The sequence below is a fragment of the Mesorhizobium sp. M0011 genome (genome assembly GCF_040324155.1).
Lineage (GTDB): Bacteria > Pseudomonadota > Alphaproteobacteria > Rhizobiales > Rhizobiaceae > Mesorhizobium.
On record NZ_JAMYVQ010000020.1, the window covers coordinates 115152 to 136563 of the forward strand.

Consider the following 21412-nt stretch of genomic DNA (forward strand, 5'->3'; position numbering starts at 1 on the left):
GACAACGCCGAGGGACCATACGATGCGCCGCGCCGACAGGCTCTTCCAGATCGTGCAGCATCTGCGCGGTGGCCGACTGGTCACTGCCCAGAAGCTCGGCACGTGGCTCGAAGTTTCCGAGCGAACCATCTATCGCGACATTGCCGATTTGCAGTCGACCGGAGTGCCGATCGACGGCGAGGCCGGCGTTGGCTATATGATGAGGGAGGGTTTCGACCTTCCGCCGCTGATGTTCACGCGTGACGAGATCGTCGCGCTGGTCGCCGGCGCCCGCATGGTGCGCGCCTTTGGCGGTGCCGCCATGGCGAGGGCCGCCGACGAGGCGCTGGTCAAGATCGGCGCCGTATTGCCCGATGCCGAGAAAGACCGCATCGCCCGCACTGAGATCCACACACCGATGTGGGTGGTCAGCGACGCTGCTCGCGAGGCGATTGACCTGATCGAGCGCGCGGTCGAAAAACGGCAGGTGCTGACCATCGACTATTCCGACGAGGCCGGCCGCGGCACCGCCCGCGATATCCGCCCGCTCGGCCTGTGGTTTTGGGGCAAGGTGTGGACGCTGGTCGCCTGGTGCGAGATGCGCGACGATTTTCGCGCCTTCCGCATCGATCGCATCGCCTCCGTGGTCATCGCTGGCCGCATCTTCAAGCCCGAGCGCGGCAAGCAGCTTGCCGACTTCTACCGCGCGGTGGAGCGCAGCGAAGATTATGGCATGGCGCCGGATCGCGCGGCGCGCAGCTGAGTTGTTGACCCAATAAAAAGCCCGCTCGAAGCGGGCTTTTATTAGAATGTCAGACAACCTCACTCGTCGTCGTCATTGTCCGTGTTCTTCGACTTCAAGGCCGAAAGCTTGGCGAACACGGCGTTGGCGTCGAGTTCGGCATCCTCGTCCTTGGGCTTCTCGGGAGCCGGCACCAGCCGCTCGGTCAAGGCCGCCGGCAGCAGCGTGTCGCCGACCGGCTGCGCCTGTTCGCGGCCGCGCGAGGCGCGATTGACTTCCATGTCGAGGTCGATCTGCGAGGCGAGGCCCAACGTGACAGGATCCATCGGCTGCAGATTGGCCGAATTCCAGTGCTTGCGCTCACGGATCTGTTCGATCGTCGACTTGGTGGTGCCGACGAGGCGCGAGATCTGCGCGTCCTTGAGCTCGGGATGGTTGCGCACCAGCCACAGAATCGCGTTCGGCCGGTCCTGGCGCTTCGACAGCGGCGTGTAGCGCGGCCCCTTGCGCTTGGATTCGGGCACCCGGACCTTGGGGTCCGAAAGCTTCAGGCGCTGGTTCGGGTCCTTCTCGGCACGGGCGATCTCGTCGCGGGTCAGCTGTCCGGTCATGATCGGGTCCATGCCCTTGATGCCTTGCGCCGATTCACCGTCGGCGATTGCCTTGACCTCGAGCGGGTGCAGCCCGCAGAACTGCGCGATCTGCTCGAAGGAAAGTGCGGTATTGTCGACCAGCCAGACAGCGGTCGCCTTGGGCATCAGCAGCGTATTGGCCATTTTACAAATCCTTCTCGTTCGCCCGCGTTCCCGCGCGGGCGGTGGTTTAGAGCCACCAAAATGGGAAATTCGCGGTCTGTATAACCGCTCTCGGGTCGTTTCGCAACGTTTTTGGAGCCAAGACCGCACCGCGTGCGCTGCGCGCTCCCAAGACCGTCAGATCGCCCGGAGCGCGGCCGTCCCTTGTTCGACGGATGGCGCAAAAAATCGCGCGTCGGCTTTCCGGCTTGTCGGTATCGGCCCGACAGCTCCACCTTACCCGAGGTCGAATGCCTCGAAACGGTAGCGGCCCAGTTGTCATCCAGGTTCAGTAGAACGGCGAATATGGCTCCAGCCCCGCTCGCGTGAAGATGGAAATGGGGTGATCAATTCGCGCGACAACGCCGGCCCCCAAGTTGATGCCCGTTCCGTCGCAAACACTAAAGATTTTCGACCGCGTTCCGATCAGCACATGGACCGGTTTTCCTGCCTGGACGGGGTATGTACTGTTGTGAATAAAAAGGACCCCGCTCGCTTGTAGCGTGTCGTGCGCATTGCCGTTGCTGCTCGAAATTTCGACGTAGTCGCGACCTGCGAATGAATTGTTCGTCCAGATGCCGACAACCCCTTCCACCGAGAGCCAACCATTCGCCCAGCCGTCCGCATCGCGCGGATGGTATTGTCTGAACAGGCGATAGGTTACGCGGTCCGATAGCCAGAAAACCGTTACGTAGCCGTCCATGTCCGGCACATAGGTGAACCAGATGCCGGTCTCGCTCGTGGCGCGCAGGCCATCAGAATCGTATGGGTCCAGATTGTTGGCACTGACGAAATCCATTGAGAGCGGTACCGGATCGGTCACGGCATGATCGTAGAGTTGGGTGAGCGTCCACCGTCCATTGTAGTTGAACCACTTGTCGAAGTAGGTTTCTCGATCGACCCCGCAGAGGCGCGGCTGGCGGCCTCCCTTGCGCAAGGGCGGCCGTTGAAGGTCAACCTCAGATTGCTGTCGAGCGCATGCGGTTGATGGCCCCAAAAAGACAAAACCCGCCGGACGGGGTCCAGCGGGCTCGGAACCGGCGACGGCAAAACCGTCAGCTCCGGCTCTTGCTTCTACGGCAAGGTCCGCTCCTTAGAGCAATTCCGGGAAAAGCGTGAAACGGTTTTCCGTCCGGAGTCGCATCGGCAGGAGCTAGAGCGGTTCAGCGTTTCCGTGAAACGGTGAGCCACCCTATAGCGAACCATGCTCGAAGTCAGATGGCCCTGCGGGCGATCTTTTCGATGTCGGCGCGGTTGATGCCGAGATCGCTGAGTTGACGTGCGTTGAGACGGTTCAGTTCGCGGACGGTCTCGGTGTACATACGCCAGTTACGGAAAGCGCGGATCGGGTTCATGGTAGTCCTCCAAAATGATGTTCGTTTCGATGGTGCTCAAATAGGCGTCATCGATGAGGACTTGAATGGCTGATTTTGCATAGCAATGATGCAAATGCTGCATTGCAGCATTAAGCTTCTGTTCATCTTGTAGGCAGCCACGGGCGCGGACCTCGCTCGGCCGGCCTGCAGGCCGGCCGAGTATCGATACGGCCTAGCCGACGTCGAGCACGATCTTGCCGATATGTTCGCCGTCTTCCATCCGCTCATGCGCCCGCCATGCTTCGCTGAGCGGGAAGATCATGTCCATGACAGGAGCAACCTTGCGCGTGCCGAGCAACGGCCACACCTGCGCTTCCAGCGCCGCCGCGATCGCCGCCTTGAACTCGACGGTGCGTGGCCTCAGCGTCGACCCGGTGTGGGTAAGCCGCTTGACCATGATCTTCGAAAAATCCGCGCTTGCGACAGCACCGGCCTGCACGGCGATCTGGACGATCCGGCCCTCAACCGCAGCAGCCTCGTAGTTGCGCCCCACATAGTCGCCGCCGACCATGTCGAGGATGACATTGGCGCCCTTGCCCCCCGTCGCCTCCTTGACCGCGGCGACGAAATCCTCCTCGCGATAGTTGATCGCCCGGTCTGCGCCGAGCTTCAGGCAGGCGTCGCATTTCTCCTTGCTGCCCGCGGTGGTGATGACATAGGCGCCAAAGGCCGAGGCAAGCTGGATTGCTGTCGTGCCGATGCCGGACGAGCCGCCATGGACGAGCAGCGTCTCGCCTTTCTTGAGGGCGCCACGCTCGAACACATTGTGCCAGACGGTGAAGTAATTCTCCGGCACTGCCGCGGCTTCGGTATGGGTGAAGCCGGCGGGCAACGGCAGCACGCTCCCGGCATGGACCTTGACATATTCGGCATAGCCGCCGCCGGGCGTCAGTGCACAGACGCGGTCGCCAATGCGCCAGCGTGATATGTCGTCGCCAAGGGCCGCCACTTCACCCGACGCCTCGAGGCCCGGCAGGTCGGATGCGCCGGGTGGTGGCGGATAGGCGCCTTTGCGCTGCTGGACGTCGGGCCGGTTGACGCCGGCCGCATGCACCTTGATCAGGATCTCGCCGGGCCCGGGCTGCGGCACGTCGCGTGTTTCCGGCTTCAGCACCCGAGGGCCACCCGGCTCCGAGATCGCGATGGCCGTCATCCTTGCCGGAATTTTCTGTCCGCTCGCCATGAGATTTCCCGTCTTTCCTCGCCGTTATCCGATCGGCTGTTTGCATCGACGCCCCTGCCCTATGTATGCTGATTGCCAAATCAGGCAAATGGCCAATCTGGTCTTGGCGGAGGAGGAGCGACGATGGCGATCTTCGACGACGAACCCAAGAAGAAGGCGCGCCCGCACGAGATCGGGCAGGACCTGTCACTGCTTTCCGTCAGCGACTTGACCGAGCGGATCGGCATCCTGCGCGCCGAGATCGCCAGGCTGGAGGCCGAGCTCAAGGCCAAGGACAACACCAAATCCGCCGCCGAGGCGCTGTTCCGTCGCGGATAGGTGCGCGGGCGCTAAAGCCCGCCGCCGAAAAGCCCGAATGCGACTGTCTTCAGACCCAGCGTCCCCGCCAAACCTGAGCCGGATCAAACAATGTTCGCAACCTACAGACCGATCCTCTCGCTGCTTCGCGGCACCGCTTTCCTGCTGGCGGCATCTGGATTGCATGGGCTGCTCTTGCCCCTGCGCGGTCAACTGGAAGGTTTCTCGACCGCATCGCTCGGCCTGATGGGCACGGCGTGGGCCGGCGGCTTCGTCACTGGCTGCTTCTTCGCACCGCGCATCGTGCGCCGCGCAGGCCACGTGCGCGCATTTGGCGCCTTTGCCGCATCCGGCGCCATCGTGGCGCTGCTCACCGGGTTGATCATCGACGAATATGTCTGGATCCTGCTGCGCGCCTTCACAGGCTTCACCATGGCCGGTGCCTTCATGGTCATCGAAAGCTGGCTGAACGAGAAGGCCACCAACGAGAACCGCGGGACCGTCTTCGGCCTCTACATGATGGTCACTTATGCCTCGATCATGGGCGGGCAGATGATCGTCGCCGGCGGCGACGTGAAATCGGCGTCGCTGTTCATGATCACCGGCATCCTGTTTTGCCTGTCGCTCATTCCGACCGCGGTCTCGAGCGCCTCCCACCCCAAGCCGCTGCAGGATGTCTCGCTCGACGTCAAAGGCCTTTATGCCAATTCGCCGGTTTCGGCGGTCGCCTGCGTGTTGATCGGCATCGCCAACGGGGCCTGGGGCACGCTTGGCGCGGTCTACGGCGCCCGTATCGGCATCTCCACGGCCGAGATCGCCCTGATGATGAGCCTTGTGGTCGTTGCCGGTGCCGCCATGCAGCTTCCCGCCGGGCGCATGTCCGACAAGACCGACCGGCGTTTCGTGCTGGCGGGCGCTGCTTTCGGCGCGGCCTTGTTCGCGCTCCTGATCTTCCTGTTCGAGCCACGCTCCGGCGTCTTCGTCATCGTCTTCACCGCAGCCTATGGCGCCTTCGCCTACACGCTCTATTCGATCGCCGTGGCGCATGCCAACGACCACGCGCGCTCGGAGGATTTCGTCAAGGTGTCGGGCGGCCTGCTGCTGCTCTACGGCTTCGGCACGATGATCGGACCCTTGCTGGCCGCCGCCCTGATGGGCTGGATGCGCCCGGAAGGCCTGTTCCTGGCGACCGCCTTCGCGCATCTTTGCCTGGCGGGCTATACGCTGCTGCGCATCAGCCGCCGCGCTCCGGTGCCGATCGGCGATCGTGACGCCTTCAAGACGCAGCCGGCCGACCGTTCGGTGACACCGGAAGCATTGCGGCTTGATCCCAGAAGAAAAGCAGAAGCAGACGGTTGAGATTCGAAAGGCTTTGCCGCACTAATACAGGCATGATGTTTTCCGACGCCTTCATGGCGATTGCCGATCCCAACCGGCGCCATCTTCTGGAAGAACTTCGCCGCGGCCCGAAAACCGTCACCGAACTGGCCGCCGGCTTGCCGGTGTCGCGCCCAGCCGTTTCGCAGCATCTGAAAGTGCTGCTCGATGCCGGCCTGGTCCACGCCAAGCCGGAAGGAACAAGGCGCGTCTATACGGTGAGCGGCACCGGCTTCCTCAAACTCAACATCTGGCTCGATCAGTTCTGGGAAGCCTGAGCTTCTCAGTGTCATTGCCAGCGGCTCGGTCAGTTGACCGACCGTATCGGCGAGCGTCTGGGGCGAGATCGTGCAGCATCCCGATCAGCCATTATTGTAGGGGAAGAACTTGAAGTAGGGCTGCGCCTCCTCGATCACCCGGGCGAAAGCCGGCCGGTGCACCAGCCGGTCGTGATAGCGCTTCACGGCCGGGTATTTGTCGCCGAACGGCTCGACCTTGTTGGCATAGAACAGCGCCGGGGACGCCGCGCAATCGGCCATGGTGAAGGTGTCGCCCATCGCCCAGATCTTCGACTGCATGTCTTGTTCGATGATGGCGTAGGAATTGCGCAACTGGTCGCGGGCCTGCTCGACGCCGAACGGGTCGGTCTTGTCCTGTGGCCGCAACCGGTCGCCGACGATCTTCTGCATCGGCTCCTGCACATAAAAATCATAGAAGCGATCGGCCTGGCGGACGGCCAGCGCCAAGTCGATGTCGGCGGGAACGAGGTCGATCGGCCCCGGATAATGCGCGGCCAGATATTCGACAACGATGGTCGATTCCAGCACCGTGCGGTCGCGCGCATCGTCGCGCAGCGCCGGCATCTTGCCGGCCGGCGAAATCTTCAGGAAGGCCCCGCGCGATTCAGCATCGCCAAGATCGACGATGACTGGCGTGAACGGCGTCACGTTCTCATACAGCGCGATCAACGGCTTCCAGCAGAAAGAGGCCAACGGATGGAAATGAAGCGTCAGGGACATTTTTTGCTTATCTGTTTCGTGGTTCATCGATGGCCGGTGCCGTGCTGCTCATCAAGGGTCAGACACTGCGGCAAGCATGGCCCGTCAAGGCCCGCTTGCCGCTTCAAGCGACATGGGCCTGGGCGACGATGCCTGCGACAATCACCTCCCAGTCGTCCGGGTGCAGCTCGTGGCCGCCGCCTCCGAACCGGAGAATTTTCGCGCCGGTGACCGCCTCGGCCAGCGCCTCGCCATGTTCGACCGGAAAGATCGGATCAGCCGTGCCATGGATGACCAGCAGCGGCGCCGCGATCTCGTGCAGGCGGCCCTTCCAGGCGTCGCCGCCCTTGAGCATGAAATGGTTGGTCGCGCTCAGGAAGCCGCCGGAGCGGTCGTGATCCTGCTCGACAAAGGCACGCATCCGGGCCTCGTCGAATGGATGTGCGATGCTGGCGATCGCCCGCGCATCCCTGACGGTGAAATCGATCACCTGGCCACGGTCCGACCAATCGACTTTGGCGCCCTCGGCCGAATGCTCGATATAGGCATCGCTCGTCTGCGGAAGGTGCGAAGTGTCGGTTCCCACGGGCGAGCTGCTGATGACGGTCAGCGATGCGACACGGGACGGGTGTTTCAACGCCACAAGCTGCGCGATCATGCCGCCCATCGACATGCCGACGACATTCGCCTTGCCGATGCCGTGGTCGTCGAGAACGCGCATTGCATCGTCGGCCATATCATCGAACGTGTAGGGCGGCTCTCCCGGCTTGTATTTGGTCGAACGGCCGGTGTCGCGATTGTCATAGCGGATCACGAACAGGTCGGCACCGGCCAGTTTCCGGCAGAACGCCTCCGGCCACCACAGCATCGAAGCCATCGCTCCCATGATCAGCAACAGCGGCGGGTTCGCCGGATCGCCAAAGGTTTCGGATATGATTTCGGGGCGTTCGGTCGTCGTCACGGTGCGGCCTCCTCTCCTGCAATACCGATTGCATTCTGCAATCGGTTGCACGATAATAAAACCGATACGATAATGCAACCGGTTTTGGAGAAAAATCTCATGAGCATGGATCGCCGGTCCGGGTGTCCGATCAACCTGTCGCTGGAAGTCTTCGGCGATCGCTGGAGCCTGATCATCCTTCGCGACATGATCTTCGGCGGCAGGCGTCATTTTCGCGAGCTGCTCAACGGATCGATGGAAGGCATCGCCTCCAACATCCTCGCCGACCGGCTGAAGCGGCTGATGGAGCTGGGCATGCTGACCAAAGCCGACGACCCCTCGCACAAGCAGAAGGCGATCTACAGCCTGACCGAAATGGCGATCACGCTGGTGCCGATCCTGGCCCATCTCGGCGCCTGGGGCCGCGTCTGGCTGCCGGTCAGCGAAGAACTGTCGATCCGCGCCGAACTTCTGGAAAAGGGCGGACAGCCGATGTGGGACAAATTCATGGACGAGTTGCGCCATGAACATCTCGGCATGCCGCTCGATACTGCAGCGGGTCCTTCTGTCCGCGCGACCTTGCAGGCCGCCTATGAGGCCGTGGTTGCCAGCAAGGCCCCCGCCGCCAGCACAGCCGCGTAATTAACTTATTTTCCCGTTTTGGGGCCGACTCTGCTAGAAGAGGCGGAAAATCACAATTTACGGGATTGGATAAGGTCTTGGTTGAAAACTCTCGGGATGCTGCCCGCGCGCGCGCCGACCTGCGTTTCAAGAAGCAGGAAGAGGCGGCAACCGTCCGCCAGAAGGCGATGGCCGAATACGTCGCCGAGAGCGACGCCCGCCAGGCCAAGACCAACAAGCTGCGGGCGCTGCGTCTCGCCAAGGAAGCCGAAGACCTAGCCAATGCGCCGGCGGCACCCGCCAAGAAGCCGGCCCGCGCCAAGAAAAAATAGCAGCCACCCCTTGAGCCATAAGCGCTAATGCCTGTCCTGATGGTATCGGTGAAAGCTGCTTCCATCCCGCCCCTTCACGCGAAGCAATTTCAACCGAAACGGGGATGTTATCTCGCCCGTCGACGGTCGATGATCGACGCGTTTTCAAACAGGAGACTGCCATGACCGCACTGCCGCTCGAAAAAGCCAGGCAAATCATCGATGCCGCCTTTGCCAAGGGCGCCGATCTCAAGCTCAAGCCGCTCGGCGTTTCGGTGCTTGATGCCGGCGGGCATCTGGTCGCCTTCCAGCGCCAGGACGGCGCCTCGTTCCTGCGCCCGCAAATGTCGGCCGGCAAGGCCTACGGTGCGCTCGCCATCGGCATGGGCTCACGCAAAGTCGAGGCCTTCGCCAAGGAGCGTCCGCATCTCGTCGCCGGCATCTCGGACGTCTCGGGCGGACGCGTGCTGCCGGTGGTCGGCGGCGTGCTGATCCGCGACAAGGCCGGAGCCATCATCGGCGCCGTCGGCATCTCAGGCGACACGTCGGACAATGACGAAGCCGCGGCCATCGCCGGCATCGAGGCCGCCGGCTTCACCGCCGATCCGGGCTGAATCCTCTCCACTTTGGTCATCGCTTGGCGAAGTAGGAGCGAAGCTCCGTCGCGGAGGCCCTGGGATGACGAAGCGATGCGCGTTTCTGCCAATCGCTTCGCTGAGGAACTAATTCAGATTGATGTCTCGGCTGGCCGATCGCATCGACACCGCGAATCCGGCCAGCACATCGAACAGCGCGATGACCATCAGCGTGAAGAAGACGGAATGGGCGGCGCCCTTCACCAGCAGGAACTCGACCAGGAAGGCCACGAACACCAGCGTCGACAGAAGATGGTCCATGATCGAGGCGTTGGTCGTGCGCACCGACTTCGCCATTTCGAGGAACAGGAAGACCAGCCCGATCAGTATCATCAGGTCGCCCAGCGTCATCGAGAACACGCCGCCCGACATCATGCTGAAGGAGAAGACCTCGCTCGCCCACGGATCGTCACCGCTGCCGAAAATTCCCAGCAGTCCGAGGTTGTAGAGCACGAAAGGCACGATCAGCAGCGGAATGGCACCGAACATCTGGCGTCTCCATGTGGGGGCGATCCTTTGTAGAATGCGCCATAGCCACGTCGTCAAGATGTTTCGCCATCGGCGCTGAACACGGTCGAAGACCGCACGCAACAACCATGTCAGCCGATTGCCGGCCGAAGGATTTGCAACGTCGGCGGTGCACGCCTGCGCTGCCGGCCCGCCCAAACGCAAAAGGACCAGCCACCGGCCGGTCCTTTTGGAAATTCAAACCTTTGAAAAAGCTGGTCTCAACTTTCCTTGGGGGTCAACACCTGGCGACCGCGATACATGCCGGTCTTCAGGTCGATATGGTGCGGACGGCGCATTTCGCCGGAATTCTTGTCCTCGACATAGGTCGGGGCCTTGAGGGCGTCGGCCGAGCGGCGCATGCCGCGCTTGGACGGAGAGGTTTTTCGTTTCGGAACGGCCATGGATATGCTCCACTACATGGTCAAAAAGCCCCGCCCGCCCTCGTGAAAGGGCCATGTCGGGGCCGGAATCTGAGAAAGTCGGGTGCCTATACACGCCCTGTGCCGTTTTGGCCAGCACTGGCGCGAATTTTTTTGAGTTGGCTAGCGGAGGCAACCGACATAGGCGCCGGAGCGGCCGGCGCGCCGCTCGATCAGATTGGCGAGCCGCCTCAAGCCAGGCCCGGGTTTGGCCGGATTGCGGGCAATCGGATTTGGCAAGGAGACCGCAAGCAAGGCGGCCTGCCGTCGCGACAGCTGTTTTGCCGAAACGCCGAAATGGTGCTGTGCCGCAGCCTCGATGCCGTAGATGCCCGGCCCCCACTCGGCGATGTTGAGGTAGATTTCCATGATGCGCCGTTTCGACATCACCGCATCGAAATAGACGGCCAGCGGCAATTCGACCACCTTGCGCACCGAACCCAGCGGCCGCGACCAGAGAAACAGGTTCTTGACCGTCTGCATGGTGATGGTCGAGGCGCCGCGCGTCGCTTCGCCGGCCAGCGCGTCGTCGACGACGCCCCTCAGCTCGCCGAGATCGACGCCGCGGTGGAAGCAGAACTGCCCGTCCTCCGACATGATGACGGAATTGGCCAGCACCGGCGACACGTCGTCGATCGACACCCAGCGGCGATCGTAACCGGAGAACGTCGCCAGGTCCTTCAGCATCAGCGTCGAGACAGGATGCACGAAGAATGGCAGGTACAGAAACGTCAGCACGACCGGAATCAAAGCCAGCACTGCGGCCACGACGATGCCGCGCCGGACCCAGCGCTTGAGACCACGGCGGTTTACGCCCCGCGATCTCGTCGCCATGTCCAGTCTTTCGGTTTCATGATCGACGATCGGTTCCGCCAAGCCGCCCAACCCGTGCTTCTCCCTGCCCCGGCATAATGGCGCTTGGCTTCTTGCGCAACGTCTGAGTGTCGGCTACCGGTCCGGGCCATGACGAATGACGACCAAATGGCGTTCGAAATGGCGCTGATCAGACGGGCGGCAGCCGTCGAGGTGCTGCTGCGGCGGCTGCTCGACGACCGCGCGCTTTCCGGCGAGATCGCCCGGCCCGCCCGGCTGATGGCGGCCATGCGCCACGGCGTGCTGAACGGCGGCAAGCGCCTGCGGCCTTTCCTGGTCATGGAAAGTGCAGCCCTTTTTTCCGCCGATGGCGAGGCGGCACTGCGTGTCGCCGCCGCACTTGAATGCGTGCATTGCTATTCGCTGATCCACGACGATCTGCCCGCCATGGACGACGATGATCTGCGCCGCGGCCAGCCGACCGTGCACAGAGCCTTCGACGAGGCGACCGCCATCCTGGCTGGCGATGCCTTGCTGACGCTGGCCTTCGACATCATCGCTGGCGAGGCGACCGCCCTGCCGGCGGAGCGGCGGGCAGCCCTGGTGCTGGCGCTGGCCCGCGCCGCCGGACCCGGCGGCATGGTCGGCGGCCAGAAGCTCGACCTCGAAGCCGAACAGACGCCGCCGGACGAGGCCGGCATCATCCGGCTGCAGGCGATGAAGACCGGCGCATTGATCCGCTTTGCCTGCGAGGCAGGTGCCCTCATCGCCGGCGCTCCGGCCGATGACCGCGAGCGGCTGGCCGAATTCGGCTCGGCGATCGGTCTTGCCTTCCAGCTTGCCGACGACCTGCTCGATTTGACCGCCGATGCCAGCCAGATGGGCAAGGCGACCGGCAAGGACGCCGCCGCCGGCAAGGCGACGCTGGTGGCCTTGCATGGTGCGAATTGGGCACGCGGCCAGCTTCACGGCCTCGTCGAACAGGCCCATGCACTGCTTGAGCCCTATGGCGACGATGCCCAATTGCTGAAGGAAGCGGCGACGTTCGTGGCGGCGCGTAACAGCTGAGGTTGTGCCAGCCGGAACATCGAGCTGATCGACGCACGCACGTCCCCGCCGGCCGGTTCTGAAATAGAGCTTGAGCGGAAGCCTGCCGAGGCAGAGGATCGACATCGCTTTGCCACCGCACGGCAAGCACGCGGTGCGGATAGAGTTGGAGGGATGCCATGTCGACCACCGACAAGCTGTTCACCGGTTCCATTCCCGAAGTCTACGACCGGGCGATGGTGCCGCTGATCTTCGAGCCCTATGCGCAGGATCTGGCGGAGAGAGTGTCGAAGCTCGGGCCGCAATCGGTGCTCGAAGTGGCGGCGGGCACCGGTGTGGTGACGCGTGCGCTGGCAGCAAGATTGCCGGCGCAAACACGCATCGTGGCCACCGACCTCAACCAGCCGATGCTCGACCACGCGCGCACGCGGATGGCGGACGATCCTCGTATCATCTGGCAGCAGGCCGACGCCCAGGCACTGCCCTTCGAGGACGCCCGGTTCGACGCCGTGGTCTGCCAATTTGGCGCGATGTTCTTCCCCGATCGAGTGGGCGCCTACGGACAAGCGCGGCGGGTGATGCGGCCGGGCGGGCATTTCCTGTTCAACGTCTGGGGTGCCATCGAAGACAATGAGTTCGCCGAGGAAGTGACGCGGGCACTCGGCCATTTCTTTCCGGCCGATCCGCCTCGCTTCATGGCGAGGACGCCGCATGGCTATCACGATGCAGACGCCATCCGCGCCGACCTGCATGCCGCCGGCTTCCGTGACATCACCATAGAGCCGCTGGATGCCGTCAGCGCCGCTTCCTCGCCATATGAGGCGGCCGCGGCCTATTGCCAGGGCACGCCCCTGCGGGCTGAGATCGAGGCGCGCGGCGGCTCGCTGGAGGAGACGACGCGATACGTGGCAAATGCCCTTGGGAAACGGTTCGGGGAAGGCTCGGTGAGTGGCCGCATCCGCGCCCTCGTCGTGGAAGCGGCCTAGGCGTGGTGTCCATCCGGCGGCTCGCATGGCCTGCCAACCCGCACGAACGAAATTTTAATGTAAATGAAGCGTAATCCCGGCCATTAAAATGGTGCGTATGTGTTGGGGTTGCGCATGCCTGAATATTCGTCCTTCATCCGGTCGGTCCGGATCCGCTATATTTCAGGTTTGCTGATCTTCGCGCTGGCTTCCGCCGGCATCGTGATTGCGCTTGACCGCGTCAATTCCTTTCGCCGCGACATCGATGCGCTGAGCAGCAATCTCGTCATCTTCACCCGCGACCTGCGCAACGCGACCAGCTTTGCCGAGACGACCGGGACAGCCTGGCGGGCGGAGACTCGCGATGCCCTGACCACATCGGCGCGCGGCCATTCGGAGCGTCTGACCGGCGAGATCGAGACGCTGACCGCCCAGCTTGCGGCGATCAAGCCGCGGCTGTCGATCAAGACCGTCAACGAACTCCAGTCCGCTTCCGTCAACGGCGATCTGTTCTGGTCGCCGCGCGACATGGTGCGCAATTTTAACCTGATGTCGGTGGCGCAGAAGGTCGACGAGTGGAGCTATCGCGAAATCCGCAACCAGAACGACCTGTTTGCCCAGCCTATGCTGGTTCGCGTCCGCACCGCCATGGATGATGAGCGCCACCTGGCCGATGCCTCAAGCGACAGACTGCTGCTGTGGGCGAGCGGCATCCTGTTCGCGGCACTTGCCATCGTCGCCTTCTGGATCTTCCGCCCGATGGAAGTGGCAATCCGCCGCGCCTTTGCCGAATCCGCCGAATCCCTGTTCAAGGCCGAGGCCGCCGACCGCGCCAAATCGGAATTCCTGGCCAATATGAGCCACGAAATCCGCACGCCGATGAACGGCGTGCTCGGCATGGCCGAACTGCTGGCCAAGACCGATCTGACCCCGCGCCAGAAGACCTTCACGGACGTCATCGTCAAATCCGGCAACGCGTTGCTCACCATCATCAACGACATCCTCGATTTCTCCAAGATCAATGCCGGCCAGCTCACCCTCGACCCTGCTCCCTTTCGCCTTTCCGAGGCGGTCGAGGATGTGGCGACGCTGGTCTCGGCGCGCGTCGCCGAAAAGAACCTCGAACTGATCGTGCGTGTCGACCCGCGCCTGCCGGCCCATGTCGTCGGTGACGCCGGCCGGTTCCGGCAGATCATCACCAACCTGCTCGGCAATGCCGTGAAATTCACCGAGAAGGGTCATGTGCTGATCGATGTCGGCGGCGAAATCGTCAACGACGTGGTCCAGCTCAAGGTCCGCGTCGAAGACACCGGCATCGGCATACCGGCCGAGAAACTGCAGAATGTATTCGAGAAATTCGCGCAGGTGGACGGCTCGTCCACCCGCCGTCATGAGGGCACGGGGCTGGGCCTCGCCATCGCCGCCCGCCTCGTCGACCTGATGGCAGGCAAGATCGGTGTCGAGAGCGAGATCGGCCGCGGCTCGGTGTTCTGGTTCGCGGTGCCGCTGCCCGCGCACCAGGCGGCAGCGCGCGACGAGATCGTGCCGGTCGACGTCACCGGCGCGCGCGTGCTGGTCATCGACGACAATCCGGTCAACCGCGAAATCCTGCTCGAGCAGCTCAGAAGCTGGAGCTTCGATTGTGCCGCCGCCGAAAGCGGCGCGGTGGGGCTTGCCTTCCTCGACCGCGCCTTTCAATTGGGCGCCGCCGTCGACTGCATCATCCTCGACTACCAAATGCCGGGCATGAACGGCGCCGATGTCGCCAGAGCCATTGCGTCCGACAGCCGGCTGTCCTCCATCCCGGTGGTGTTGCTGACCTCGGTCGACCAGGTCGATTTCGGCAAGATGATCATCGACTTCGGCATATCAGCACACCTGACCAAGCCGGCGCGCTCCGCGGTGCTGCTCGGCACCGTCATCTCGGTGATCCAGAAGGCCCGCTCGCAGGTCGGCAAGGCGCGATTCGTCCGCGAACCGATCGTGCAGGCCCCCCCGGCGGCGCCGCCCGCCTTCACCGTCATCCGCGGCCCGGCAATGCCGGTCGCGGCAGCGCCGGAATCGACAACCGCGCCGAACGGACCGATCGACATCCTCATTGCCGAGGACAATGACGTGAACCAACTGGTGTTCGGCCAGATCCTCAACGGGTTGGGCTTGAGCTACCGCATCGCCGGCAATGGCCGCACGGCGGTCGAGATGTACCGGGCGCTGCGCCCCAAGCTGATCCTGATGGATGTCTCGATGCCCGAAATGAACGGCTATGAGGCGACCCGCGCCATCCGGGCGATGGAGGTCTCGACGGGCGCCCACATCCCGATCATCGGCGTCACCGCGCACGCGCTGAAGGGTGATCGCGACAAGTGCATCGAATCAGGCATGGACGACTATCTGCCGAAGCCCGTTTCGCCCGACCGCCTCGGCACCAAGATCGGCACCTGGCTCAGCGAAACGGTCGTGGCCAAGACCGCCTAGACTGCATCCATGAGGATGCGTCAGACGGCTGCTGCCTCCAGACGATAGCGGCGCAGCCAGTCGAGGCTTGTCGCGTCAGCAAGCTTTGCAACGCCGGGGCTTATATCCTCCTCGTCCGGCGCTCGGACCCTCAGGGCTTCGCAGATGCCTAGCAATGTCGCGGCCGGATTGCCTGAAAGGCGCTTATAGCCGACGCGCAGCGGGGATATGCCTTGCTCTGCGAACCAAATGTTCCAGGCCGCGTCATAGGTCTCGAGTTCCGCGACCTCTCGTTTGATCCGCTCGAAATCATATTGAGGCTCTTTCGGCGGCGCGACCCTTTCGATCTCGGTGCCGTCGGGAGCGATATGCCAAAGACCGGTCTGCTCTGCCTTGATCAGGGAGACAGCCTGCGCGAGCTTGTCCTCCCGCGAGAGGTGTATGTAGAGAACATTGCCGAATGCTCTTCCGAACCGCGCTCTGTCCGACTGCAGTTTCGGGAAAATCCGGTCGAGGATCGTCGAAAGCTCATCCAGATTTTCGCGCATCAAGCGAAGGCCGAAGAGGCCGGTCCCACCCTTGCCCGCAGCGATCGCCGCGTTGAGATAGGCGACATTGAAGTCGAGCTCACTCATCGTGCCGCGATCCGGCAGCTTCCACTCTTCAGCCCACTCCAGCACATCCTGCCGCCGATAGAATGAGTGCGGATCGCCAGTCGTCTTCGTGGATGCCAGAAGCTTGCACAGCAGCGTGCTTCCGGTCCTCGGCGTGCCGCAGATTATGTACCCATCGAACATGTTGTGTCCATGCTGCTCGTCAAAGGCAGGGGCTGTCGCCTTGGAGAAGATGGCCGCCGCTATAGCTGAAATCTTTGCTGGATGCGACGTCACGGCTGTCGCTCTTAAATGCCTCTCTCAGACAAACACCATGCCGGCAGCGGCCAAATTACCGGTTGCGCACCACCACGCACGCCCCACCGACGCTTTGCAATTTCTGGCAAATAACGTTGGCATCGGCGCGGCGGTCGACACCGATCCTGACCGCGTAGATGCCGCGCCGGCCGATCGGCGTGCGCACCCGGCTGACCACCGGATCATGCCCGTTGAGCAGGGCCGGGAACCGGCTCCTTATCCTGAGCCACTGGTTGATCGCGGCGCTGCGGCGAAAATTGCCGGCCACCTGGATGCCCCATGGCTTTATGTTGATCGAAGCCATGGCCACCGTCCGCGACATGATCACCGGCAGTTTTCGGCAAGCGACGGCAAAATCCGTCTTTGCGTCGAGCGGCTCGACTTTTCCGGCATAGGCCCGGTCCGTGAACTTGTCGGCTGGTTCGCCCATGATGTCTAAGACATAGCTTTCGGTCTCCATCGGCAGGAACCCCCCGGAGCTGAGCCAGCGCGACACCCGGCTCTCGCCGGCATTGTAGGCGGCGGCGGCCAGGCCGAGATTGCCGTAGCCGGTTTTCATTTCGGCGAGATATCTAGCCGAAGCCGGAATCGCCTGGTTGATGTCGAAGGAATTGGCAAGCCCGCGCATCTTGGCGGTGCCCGGCATGAATTGGGCAATGCCTTCGGCACCGACCGGACTGACGGCGTTGGGATCGAAACGGCTTTCCTTCCAGATCAGCCGGGCGAAGAAATCCCTGGACAGGCCGTTCTGGTCGGCATGCGCCTGGATCAGATTGCAGACTTTGTCGATCAGCCGCTGCTTGGCGGATTGCGGCGGATCGGCCAGCACAAGGGTCGACCAGGTCAGCCCGTACAGCAGGATCAGCGCTGCCCAAAGGAAACGCTGCATCGGTTCTACTCGGCCGCGGCCTTGCCGCGACCGAACCGTTGCTCGATATAGTCGGCGACCATTTTCTCGAAATCCGCGGCGATCGACGGCCCGCGCAGCGTCGCCGCCTTTTTGCCGTCGACGAAGACAGGCGCCGTCGGCATTTCGCCCGTGCCGGGCAGCGAAATGCCGATATCGGCATGCTTGGACTCGCCAGGGCCGTTGACGATGCAACCCATCACCGCGACCTTGAGGTTCTCGACGCCGGGGTATTTGTCGCGCCACACGGGCATGTTCTTCCTGAGATCGGCCTGGATGTTCTGGGCGAGTTCCTGGAACACGGTGGAGGTGGTGCGGCCGCAACCGGGGCAAGCGGCAACAATCGGCACGAACTGCCTGAACCCCATGGTCTGCAGCAATTCCTGCGACACCTGCACCTCGCGCGTGCGGTCGCCGTTCGGCTCCGGTGTCAGCGAGATGCGGATGGTGTCGCCGATGCCTTGCTGGAGCAGGATGCCCATGGCGGCCGACGAAGCGACGATGCCCTTCGAGCCCATGCCGGCTTCGGTCAGGCCGAGATGCAGCGCATGATTGGAGCGGGTGGCGAGTTCGGTATAGACGGCGATCAGATCCTGCACGCCGCTGACCTTGGCCGACAGGATGATTTTTTCGCGGCCAAGGCCGATCTCTTCCGCCATCTCGGCCGACAGGATCGCCGACTGCACGATCGCCTCGCGCATCACCTCCTGCGCCGTCAGCGGAAAACCCTTGTCCTGGTTGTCGTCCATCAGCCGGGTCAAAAGCTCCTGGTCGAGCGAGCCCCAGTTGACACCGATGCGCACCGGCTTGTCGTGCCTGATCGCCATCTCGACGATATCGGCGAACTGCCGGTCCTTCTTGTCCTTGAAGCCGACATTGCCGGGGTTGATGCGATATTTGGCCAGCGCGTCGGCGCAGGCCGGGTGATCGGCCAAAAGCTTGTGGCCGATATAGTGGAAATCGCCGACCAGCGGCACGTTGATGCCGAGCCGCTGAAGCCGCTCATGAATGCGCGGCACGGCGGCGGCGCTCTCGTCGCGATCGACGGTGATGCGCACGATCTCGGAGCCGGCCCGGTGGAGGGCTGCGACCTGCGCAACCGTCTGGTCGATATCGGCCGTGTCGGTGTTGGTCATCGATTGGACGACGACAGGCGCGCCGCCGCCGACGACCACGCCGCCGACATCGACGCCGACCGACGTGCGGCGGGGGAAAGGAGAGGAAAAATATCCGGTCATGCCGGCAGCCTTTTGTCTCTGGGGCATCTTGTGTCCTGCATGGACGCACAACGACGCCCCGGGCCGATGCGCTGAGGTCCGGGCATGAGGTGGAGGAGCAAAGATGGCTTGTCAATGGCGACAGGTCGCCACTGGCCGGAATCGCCCGCCGCCGGCGACCAGAAACAATCGATGATCTGGCGAAACGGGCGACGGCCGAAGCGGAGATTGAGCCGGGTGCAAGTCCAGCTTCGGCTGACAGACCGGTGCTGGAAAATCAAAACCCTCCACGCCGGCGGCGGGGTGCCGCCGGGAAAAGAGGCCGCGGATATGGGGCGGCTATGTCAGGAGGGCATCAATGCGTGGTCGGTTTGCCTCTTAGTTTTTCAATCTCGTCCTTGAGTGCCAGCTTGCGTCGCTTGAGATTCACGATTTCGAGGTCGTCTACCGATGGATGATTCATCGCGTCATCGATTTCACGTTCGATGTCGCCGTGTTTCCGCTGCAACTCATCAAGATGGGATGCAAGAGACATGATTGGTTCTCCCTTTCATGGTTTTCCTCGATTGCAACCGTCACGGCGCGTCCACCGCAGGTTCGCTTCTGTGACGGCACAATGACACTGTGCCACCATCCGGCCGCGATGTCGAATGATCCGTGGTAGCATTCCACGACACCTTGAAATGTGATATGGGCTGCACGCCGGTGACAAAACACCCGGTCCCGCCCAATCAGGCCCAGTTTTGGGCGCCGCAGACGTGCAGACGGTAGAGAATGTCCGATCAGGAACAGGCCGATATTCGCCTAGAATTTTCCCGCCTGAAGCAGGAACACGCTGATTTCGATGCGGCCATCAACGCGATGATCGCCATGGCCTGCGATCCGCTGCAGATTCAGCGCATGAAGAAGAAGAAGCTGTTCCTGAAGGACCGGCTGATGGCGCTGGAAGACAAGATCATTCCCGACATCATTGCGTGAGTTGGCGTTCGCTCGCTCGCGCTACACGGCGATCGAAAGCTTCGCGGCACGATCACGCAGCAGGCCGATAAGTTCGCCGGTCCGCCCCTCGGATGTATCGATGGGGACCACCAGGCACATCGTCGCCTCGACCTTGCCCGGCGCTGAAAACACCGGCGCGGCAAGGCACTTGGTATAGGCATCGACAAGGCCTGAAGTGACGCAATAGCCGGTGATCCGCGCTTTTGCGATGTCGGCGACGAAATCGTCGAGCCGCAGTTTGCGCCCGTCGGGCAGCACGAGATCGTCGTTTGACACCATGTCTTCGATCTCAGCCTTCTCCAGCCCCGCCAGAAGCAGCCGCCCCGAGGCTGTCCAGGGCAGCGGTATCTGCAAGCCGGTGGCGGAACTGATGCGGAACGGCCTGGTGCCGGGACTCGCATGGACGATCGTATAGCGGCCGCTCTGCAGCATGCACAGTTCGGAAGTCTCGCCGGTCTCGCGCGACAGATTGTCGACCTCCTGGCGCCCCCGCCTCAACAGGTCGTTGCCCCGCACATAGTCCATTCCGTAGAGATAAAGCTTCTTGCCGAAATAGACGCGATTGTCGTCGCCTTGCATTTCCAGCAGTCCCGCATCGACCAGCGACCGCACAAGCGTATAGGTCGTCGAGCGGGGCGCGTTCACGCCCTTGGCAAGGTCGCCAATGCCGATCGCGCGCTGGGTCGTGTGAAGAAACTCCAGAATCTCGAGCACCCGGTTGAGCCCCTTTTCTCGGGAGCCCGAAATCTTCTCGCCGGCTGAAAGTGCCGAGGCATTGCCATCTTGCATTGTTGATTCCCGGTGTTAGTATCTGTCCTGTACAGGATACACGCGTCTCTTGTAAGAGACAATCGCTTCGACGTCACTGACGCGTGTATTGCCTGTGCAAGGGGAACACAAACGAAAGGAGGTCGCCGTGAACGACACATCCGGAAGACGTGATTTTCTGAAATTGGGAATGGCGGGACTGGCCACGGCCGGCGTCGTGGGTGCGGCGGTAACCGTCGATGCCCAAAAGGCCGCTGCCCAGGCAGCACCCGACAGCCTGCTGCGCACCGTGCTCGATCGCGGCAAGCTGATCGTCGGCACCGGCAGCACCAATGCGCCGTGGCACTTCGAGAACGATGCCGGCGAACTCGTCGGCATGGACATCACCATGGGGCGCATCCTTGCCAAGGGCCTTTTCGACGATCCGACCAAGGTCGAGTTCGTGATGCAGGATCCGGCACAGCGCATCCCCAACGTCACCACCAACAAGGTCGACATCGCCATCCAGTTCATGACGATGAGCGCCCAGCGCTCGCAGCTGGTCAATTTTTCCCGGCCTTACTACGTCGAGGGCGTCGCCCTGCTGAGCCTTCCGACCGCCGAGAACAAGACCTTCGACAAGCTGCTTGCCGGCGGCTCGGCGACACGCGTCTCCATCCTGCAGAATGTCGATGCCGAGGCGCAGGTGCATTCGGTGCTGCCCGAGTGCCAGGTTATGCAGATCGATACCCAGGCCAACGTGCTGCAGGCACTGGAATCGAAACGCGTCGACGCCGCTGCCGTCGATCTGTCCACGGTGCGCTGGCTCGCCTCGCGCAATCCGGACAGATATTTCGACGCCGGCAAGAGCTGGCTGAGCATGCTTTATAGCGCGGCACTCCGGCAAGGCGACCTTGACTGGCTGACCTTCGTCAACTCGACCTTCACCATCGCCATGTTCGGCCACGAAAACGCACTCTACGATGCCGCCTTCAAGGACTTTTTCGGACAGGAGCCGCCGGCGCGCCATCCCGGCTTCCCAGCCATCTGACCTGCCGGGGGGGGGGGGGGGGGGGGGGGGGGGGGGGGGGCCGGGGGGCGGGGGGGGGGGGCCGCGCGGGGGCGGCGGGGCCGGGCGCGGGCGGGCGGGCCGGGCCGCGGGCGAAACAG

The 21412-nt window shown here is 62.9% G+C and carries 26 protein-coding genes; 12 read left to right on the forward strand and 14 right to left on the reverse strand.

Annotated elements, in window-relative coordinates:
* The first annotated feature begins 22 nt into the window (after positions 1–22).
* The gene (locus NKK51_RS21410) at positions 23–742 is read left to right on the forward strand and encodes a helix-turn-helix transcriptional regulator (protein ID WP_013529238.1); all 720 of its coding nucleotides are present in this window, start codon (positions 23–25) and stop codon (positions 740–742) included.
* A gap of 59 nt (positions 743–801) precedes the next feature.
* Here NKK51_RS21410 and NKK51_RS21415 read toward each other — a convergent pair whose 3' ends face one another.
* The 4 genes from NKK51_RS21415 to NKK51_RS21430 form a co-directional block, all read right to left on the reverse strand.
* Positions 802–1497: a DUF1013 domain-containing protein gene (locus tag NKK51_RS21415; RefSeq protein WP_023810957.1), complete on the reverse strand. Its 696-nt coding sequence runs from the start codon at positions 1495–1497 to the stop codon at positions 802–804.
* 307 nt (positions 1498–1804) lie between these two features.
* Positions 1805–2452 carry a hypothetical protein gene (locus NKK51_RS21420; RefSeq protein ID WP_023810956.1) on the reverse strand — a complete coding sequence of 216 codons (648 nt, stop codon included), beginning with the start codon at positions 2450–2452 and terminating at the stop codon, positions 1805–1807.
* Positions 2453–2729: 277 nt separating this feature from the next.
* Positions 2730–2870 (reverse strand): DUF1127 domain-containing protein, encoded by a 141-nt coding sequence (locus NKK51_RS21425; protein WP_013529236.1) that lies wholly within the window; start codon positions 2868–2870, stop codon positions 2730–2732.
* 193 nt (positions 2871–3063) lie between these two features.
* The gene (locus NKK51_RS21430; protein ID WP_032909131.1) at positions 3064–4074 is read right to left on the reverse strand and encodes an NAD(P)H-quinone oxidoreductase; all 1011 of its coding nucleotides are present in this window, start codon (positions 4072–4074) and stop codon (positions 3064–3066) included.
* A gap of 123 nt (positions 4075–4197) precedes the next feature.
* Between NKK51_RS21430 and NKK51_RS21435 the strand changes: the two genes are divergently transcribed.
* The 3 genes from NKK51_RS21435 (at position 4198) to NKK51_RS21445 (ending at position 6026) form a co-directional block, all read left to right on the forward strand.
* On the forward strand, positions 4198–4392 hold the full coding sequence (locus tag NKK51_RS21435; RefSeq protein WP_352554508.1) for a DUF1192 domain-containing protein: 195 nt from the start codon (positions 4198–4200) through the stop codon (positions 4390–4392).
* Positions 4393–4482: 90 nt separating this feature from the next.
* Positions 4483–5730, forward strand: coding sequence for an MFS transporter (locus NKK51_RS21440; protein ID WP_128305882.1), 1248 nt, complete (start codon positions 4483–4485; stop codon positions 5728–5730).
* 32 nt (positions 5731–5762) lie between these two features.
* On the forward strand, positions 5763–6026 hold the full coding sequence (locus tag NKK51_RS21445; RefSeq protein ID WP_013529232.1) for an ArsR/SmtB family transcription factor: 264 nt from the start codon (positions 5763–5765) through the stop codon (positions 6024–6026).
* Positions 6027–6110: 84 nt separating this feature from the next.
* On the opposite strand, the gene NKK51_RS21450 is transcribed toward NKK51_RS21445, so the two are convergent.
* Positions 6111–6767, reverse strand: a complete 657-nt coding sequence (locus NKK51_RS21450) for a glutathione S-transferase family protein (RefSeq protein WP_023810951.1) — start codon at positions 6765–6767, stop codon at positions 6111–6113.
* 103 nt (positions 6768–6870) lie between these two features.
* The gene (locus tag NKK51_RS21455) at positions 6871–7707 is read right to left on the reverse strand and encodes an alpha/beta fold hydrolase (protein WP_023810950.1); all 837 of its coding nucleotides are present in this window, start codon (positions 7705–7707) and stop codon (positions 6871–6873) included.
* A 99-nt stretch (positions 7708–7806) separates the two neighbouring features.
* Between NKK51_RS21455 and NKK51_RS21460 the strand changes: the two genes are divergently transcribed.
* The 3 genes from NKK51_RS21460 (at position 7807) to NKK51_RS21470 (ending at position 9232) form a co-directional block, all read left to right on the forward strand.
* Positions 7807–8328, forward strand: coding sequence for a winged helix-turn-helix transcriptional regulator (locus NKK51_RS21460; RefSeq protein ID WP_023810949.1), 522 nt, complete (start codon positions 7807–7809; stop codon positions 8326–8328).
* 77 nt (positions 8329–8405) lie between these two features.
* Positions 8406–8639 (forward strand): hypothetical protein, encoded by a 234-nt coding sequence (locus tag NKK51_RS21465; RefSeq protein ID WP_023810948.1) that lies wholly within the window; start codon positions 8406–8408, stop codon positions 8637–8639.
* A 161-nt stretch (positions 8640–8800) separates the two neighbouring features.
* On the forward strand, positions 8801–9232 hold the full coding sequence (locus tag NKK51_RS21470; RefSeq protein ID WP_023810947.1) for a GlcG/HbpS family heme-binding protein: 432 nt from the start codon (positions 8801–8803) through the stop codon (positions 9230–9232).
* Positions 9233–9340: 108 nt separating this feature from the next.
* Here the strand turns inward: NKK51_RS21470 and NKK51_RS21475 are convergent, their stop codons facing one another.
* From NKK51_RS21475 to NKK51_RS21485, 3 genes are all read right to left on the reverse strand, one after another.
* Positions 9341–9742 (reverse strand): hypothetical protein, encoded by a 402-nt coding sequence (locus NKK51_RS21475; RefSeq protein WP_023810946.1) that lies wholly within the window; start codon positions 9740–9742, stop codon positions 9341–9343.
* A 239-nt stretch (positions 9743–9981) separates the two neighbouring features.
* Positions 9982–10164: a 50S ribosomal protein L32 gene (rpmF, locus tag NKK51_RS21480; RefSeq protein ID WP_008834724.1), complete on the reverse strand. Its 183-nt coding sequence runs from the start codon at positions 10162–10164 to the stop codon at positions 9982–9984.
* 141 nt (positions 10165–10305) lie between these two features.
* Positions 10306–11067, reverse strand: coding sequence for a transglycosylase domain-containing protein (locus tag NKK51_RS21485; protein ID WP_031213164.1), 762 nt, complete (start codon positions 11065–11067; stop codon positions 10306–10308).
* A 78-nt stretch (positions 11068–11145) separates the two neighbouring features.
* Between NKK51_RS21485 and NKK51_RS21490 the strand changes: the two genes are divergently transcribed.
* From NKK51_RS21490 to NKK51_RS21500, 3 genes are all read left to right on the forward strand, one after another.
* Entirely contained in the window at positions 11146–12063 is a 918-nt protein-coding gene (locus NKK51_RS21490) for a polyprenyl synthetase family protein (protein ID WP_352554509.1), read from the forward strand.
* 158 nt (positions 12064–12221) lie between these two features.
* Positions 12222–13028: a class I SAM-dependent methyltransferase gene (locus NKK51_RS21495; protein WP_352554510.1), complete on the forward strand. Its 807-nt coding sequence runs from the start codon at positions 12222–12224 to the stop codon at positions 13026–13028.
* 114 nt (positions 13029–13142) lie between these two features.
* On the forward strand, positions 13143–15482 hold the full coding sequence (locus tag NKK51_RS21500; protein ID WP_352554511.1) for a response regulator: 2340 nt from the start codon (positions 13143–13145) through the stop codon (positions 15480–15482).
* A 20-nt stretch (positions 15483–15502) separates the two neighbouring features.
* On the opposite strand, the gene NKK51_RS21505 is transcribed toward NKK51_RS21500, so the two are convergent.
* The 4 genes from NKK51_RS21505 to NKK51_RS21520 all read right to left on the reverse strand — a co-directional run bounded on the left by NKK51_RS21505 (position 15503) and on the right by NKK51_RS21520 (position 19031).
* The gene (locus NKK51_RS21505; RefSeq protein ID WP_352554512.1) at positions 15503–16351 is read right to left on the reverse strand and encodes a Stf0 family sulfotransferase; all 849 of its coding nucleotides are present in this window, start codon (positions 16349–16351) and stop codon (positions 15503–15505) included.
* 55 nt (positions 16352–16406) lie between these two features.
* Positions 16407–17261 carry a lytic transglycosylase domain-containing protein gene (locus tag NKK51_RS21510; protein ID WP_128305963.1) on the reverse strand — a complete coding sequence of 285 codons (855 nt, stop codon included), beginning with the start codon at positions 17259–17261 and terminating at the stop codon, positions 16407–16409.
* Between the two features lie 5 nt (positions 17262–17266).
* Positions 17267–18517 (reverse strand): flavodoxin-dependent (E)-4-hydroxy-3-methylbut-2-enyl-diphosphate synthase, encoded by a 1251-nt coding sequence (gene ispG, locus NKK51_RS21515; protein WP_352554517.1) that lies wholly within the window; start codon positions 18515–18517, stop codon positions 17267–17269.
* Between the two features lie 334 nt (positions 18518–18851).
* Entirely contained in the window at positions 18852–19031 is a 180-nt protein-coding gene (locus NKK51_RS21520; RefSeq protein ID WP_013529217.1) for a YdcH family protein, read from the reverse strand.
* A gap of 239 nt (positions 19032–19270) precedes the next feature.
* Here NKK51_RS21520 and NKK51_RS21525 point away from each other — a divergent pair, with 239 nt between their 5' ends.
* Entirely contained in the window at positions 19271–19474 is a 204-nt protein-coding gene (locus NKK51_RS21525; RefSeq protein ID WP_013529216.1) for a YdcH family protein, read from the forward strand.
* Positions 19475–19495: 21 nt separating this feature from the next.
* Here NKK51_RS21525 and NKK51_RS21530 read toward each other — a convergent pair whose 3' ends face one another.
* Positions 19496–20284: an IclR family transcriptional regulator gene (locus NKK51_RS21530; protein ID WP_352554513.1), complete on the reverse strand. Its 789-nt coding sequence runs from the start codon at positions 20282–20284 to the stop codon at positions 19496–19498.
* Positions 20285–20411: 127 nt separating this feature from the next.
* Here NKK51_RS21530 and NKK51_RS21535 point away from each other — a divergent pair, with 127 nt between their 5' ends.
* Positions 20412–21293 carry a transporter substrate-binding protein gene (locus NKK51_RS21535; RefSeq protein ID WP_352554514.1) on the forward strand — a complete coding sequence of 294 codons (882 nt, stop codon included), beginning with the start codon at positions 20412–20414 and terminating at the stop codon, positions 21291–21293.
* The last annotated feature ends 119 nt before the right edge of the window (positions 21294–21412 follow it).

Excerpts from the sequence above, each read along its gene's own strand:
- NKK51_RS21445 (WP_013529232.1), top strand. The coding sequence starts at position 5,763 with ATGATGTTTTCCGACGCCTTCATGGCGATTGCCGATCCCAACCGGCGC.
- NKK51_RS21525 (WP_013529216.1), top strand. The coding sequence starts at position 19,271 with ATGTCCGATCAGGAACAGGCCGATATTCGCCTAGAATTTTCCCGCCTG.
- NKK51_RS21460 (WP_023810949.1), top strand. The coding sequence starts at position 7,807 with ATGAGCATGGATCGCCGGTCCGGGTGTCCGATCAACCTGTCGCTGGAA.
- NKK51_RS21425 (WP_013529236.1), bottom strand. The coding sequence starts at position 2,870 with ATGAACCCGATCCGCGCTTTCCGTAACTGGCGTATGTACACCGAGACC.
- NKK51_RS21510 (WP_128305963.1), bottom strand. The coding sequence starts at position 17,261 with ATGCAGCGTTTCCTTTGGGCAGCGCTGATCCTGCTGTACGGGCTGACC.
- NKK51_RS21450 (WP_023810951.1), bottom strand. The coding sequence starts at position 6,767 with ATGTCCCTGACGCTTCATTTCCATCCGTTGGCCTCTTTCTGCTGGAAG.
- NKK51_RS21435 (WP_352554508.1), top strand. The coding sequence starts at position 4,198 with ATGGCGATCTTCGACGACGAACCCAAGAAGAAGGCGCGCCCGCACGAG.
- NKK51_RS21500 (WP_352554511.1), top strand. The coding sequence starts at position 13,143 with ATGCCTGAATATTCGTCCTTCATCCGGTCGGTCCGGATCCGCTATATT.
- NKK51_RS21440 (WP_128305882.1), top strand. The coding sequence starts at position 4,483 with ATGTTCGCAACCTACAGACCGATCCTCTCGCTGCTTCGCGGCACCGCT.
- rpmF (WP_008834724.1), bottom strand. The coding sequence starts at position 10,164 with ATGGCCGTTCCGAAACGAAAAACCTCTCCGTCCAAGCGCGGCATGCGC.
- NKK51_RS21490 (WP_352554509.1), top strand. The coding sequence starts at position 11,146 with ATGACGAATGACGACCAAATGGCGTTCGAAATGGCGCTGATCAGACGG.
- ispG (WP_352554517.1), bottom strand. The coding sequence starts at position 18,517 with ATGACCGGATATTTTTCCTCTCCTTTCCCCCGCCGCACGTCGGTCGGC.
- NKK51_RS21495 (WP_352554510.1), top strand. The coding sequence starts at position 12,222 with ATGTCGACCACCGACAAGCTGTTCACCGGTTCCATTCCCGAAGTCTAC.
- NKK51_RS21430 (WP_032909131.1), bottom strand. The coding sequence starts at position 4,074 with ATGGCGAGCGGACAGAAAATTCCGGCAAGGATGACGGCCATCGCGATC.
- NKK51_RS21410 (WP_013529238.1), top strand. The coding sequence starts at position 23 with ATGCGCCGCGCCGACAGGCTCTTCCAGATCGTGCAGCATCTGCGCGGT.
- NKK51_RS21470 (WP_023810947.1), top strand. The coding sequence starts at position 8,801 with ATGACCGCACTGCCGCTCGAAAAAGCCAGGCAAATCATCGATGCCGCC.
- NKK51_RS21530 (WP_352554513.1), bottom strand. The coding sequence starts at position 20,284 with ATGCAAGATGGCAATGCCTCGGCACTTTCAGCCGGCGAGAAGATTTCG.
- NKK51_RS21475 (WP_023810946.1), bottom strand. The coding sequence starts at position 9,742 with ATGTTCGGTGCCATTCCGCTGCTGATCGTGCCTTTCGTGCTCTACAAC.
- NKK51_RS21520 (WP_013529217.1), bottom strand. The coding sequence starts at position 19,031 with ATGTCTCTTGCATCCCATCTTGATGAGTTGCAGCGGAAACACGGCGAC.
- NKK51_RS21415 (WP_023810957.1), bottom strand. The coding sequence starts at position 1,497 with ATGGCCAATACGCTGCTGATGCCCAAGGCGACCGCTGTCTGGCTGGTC.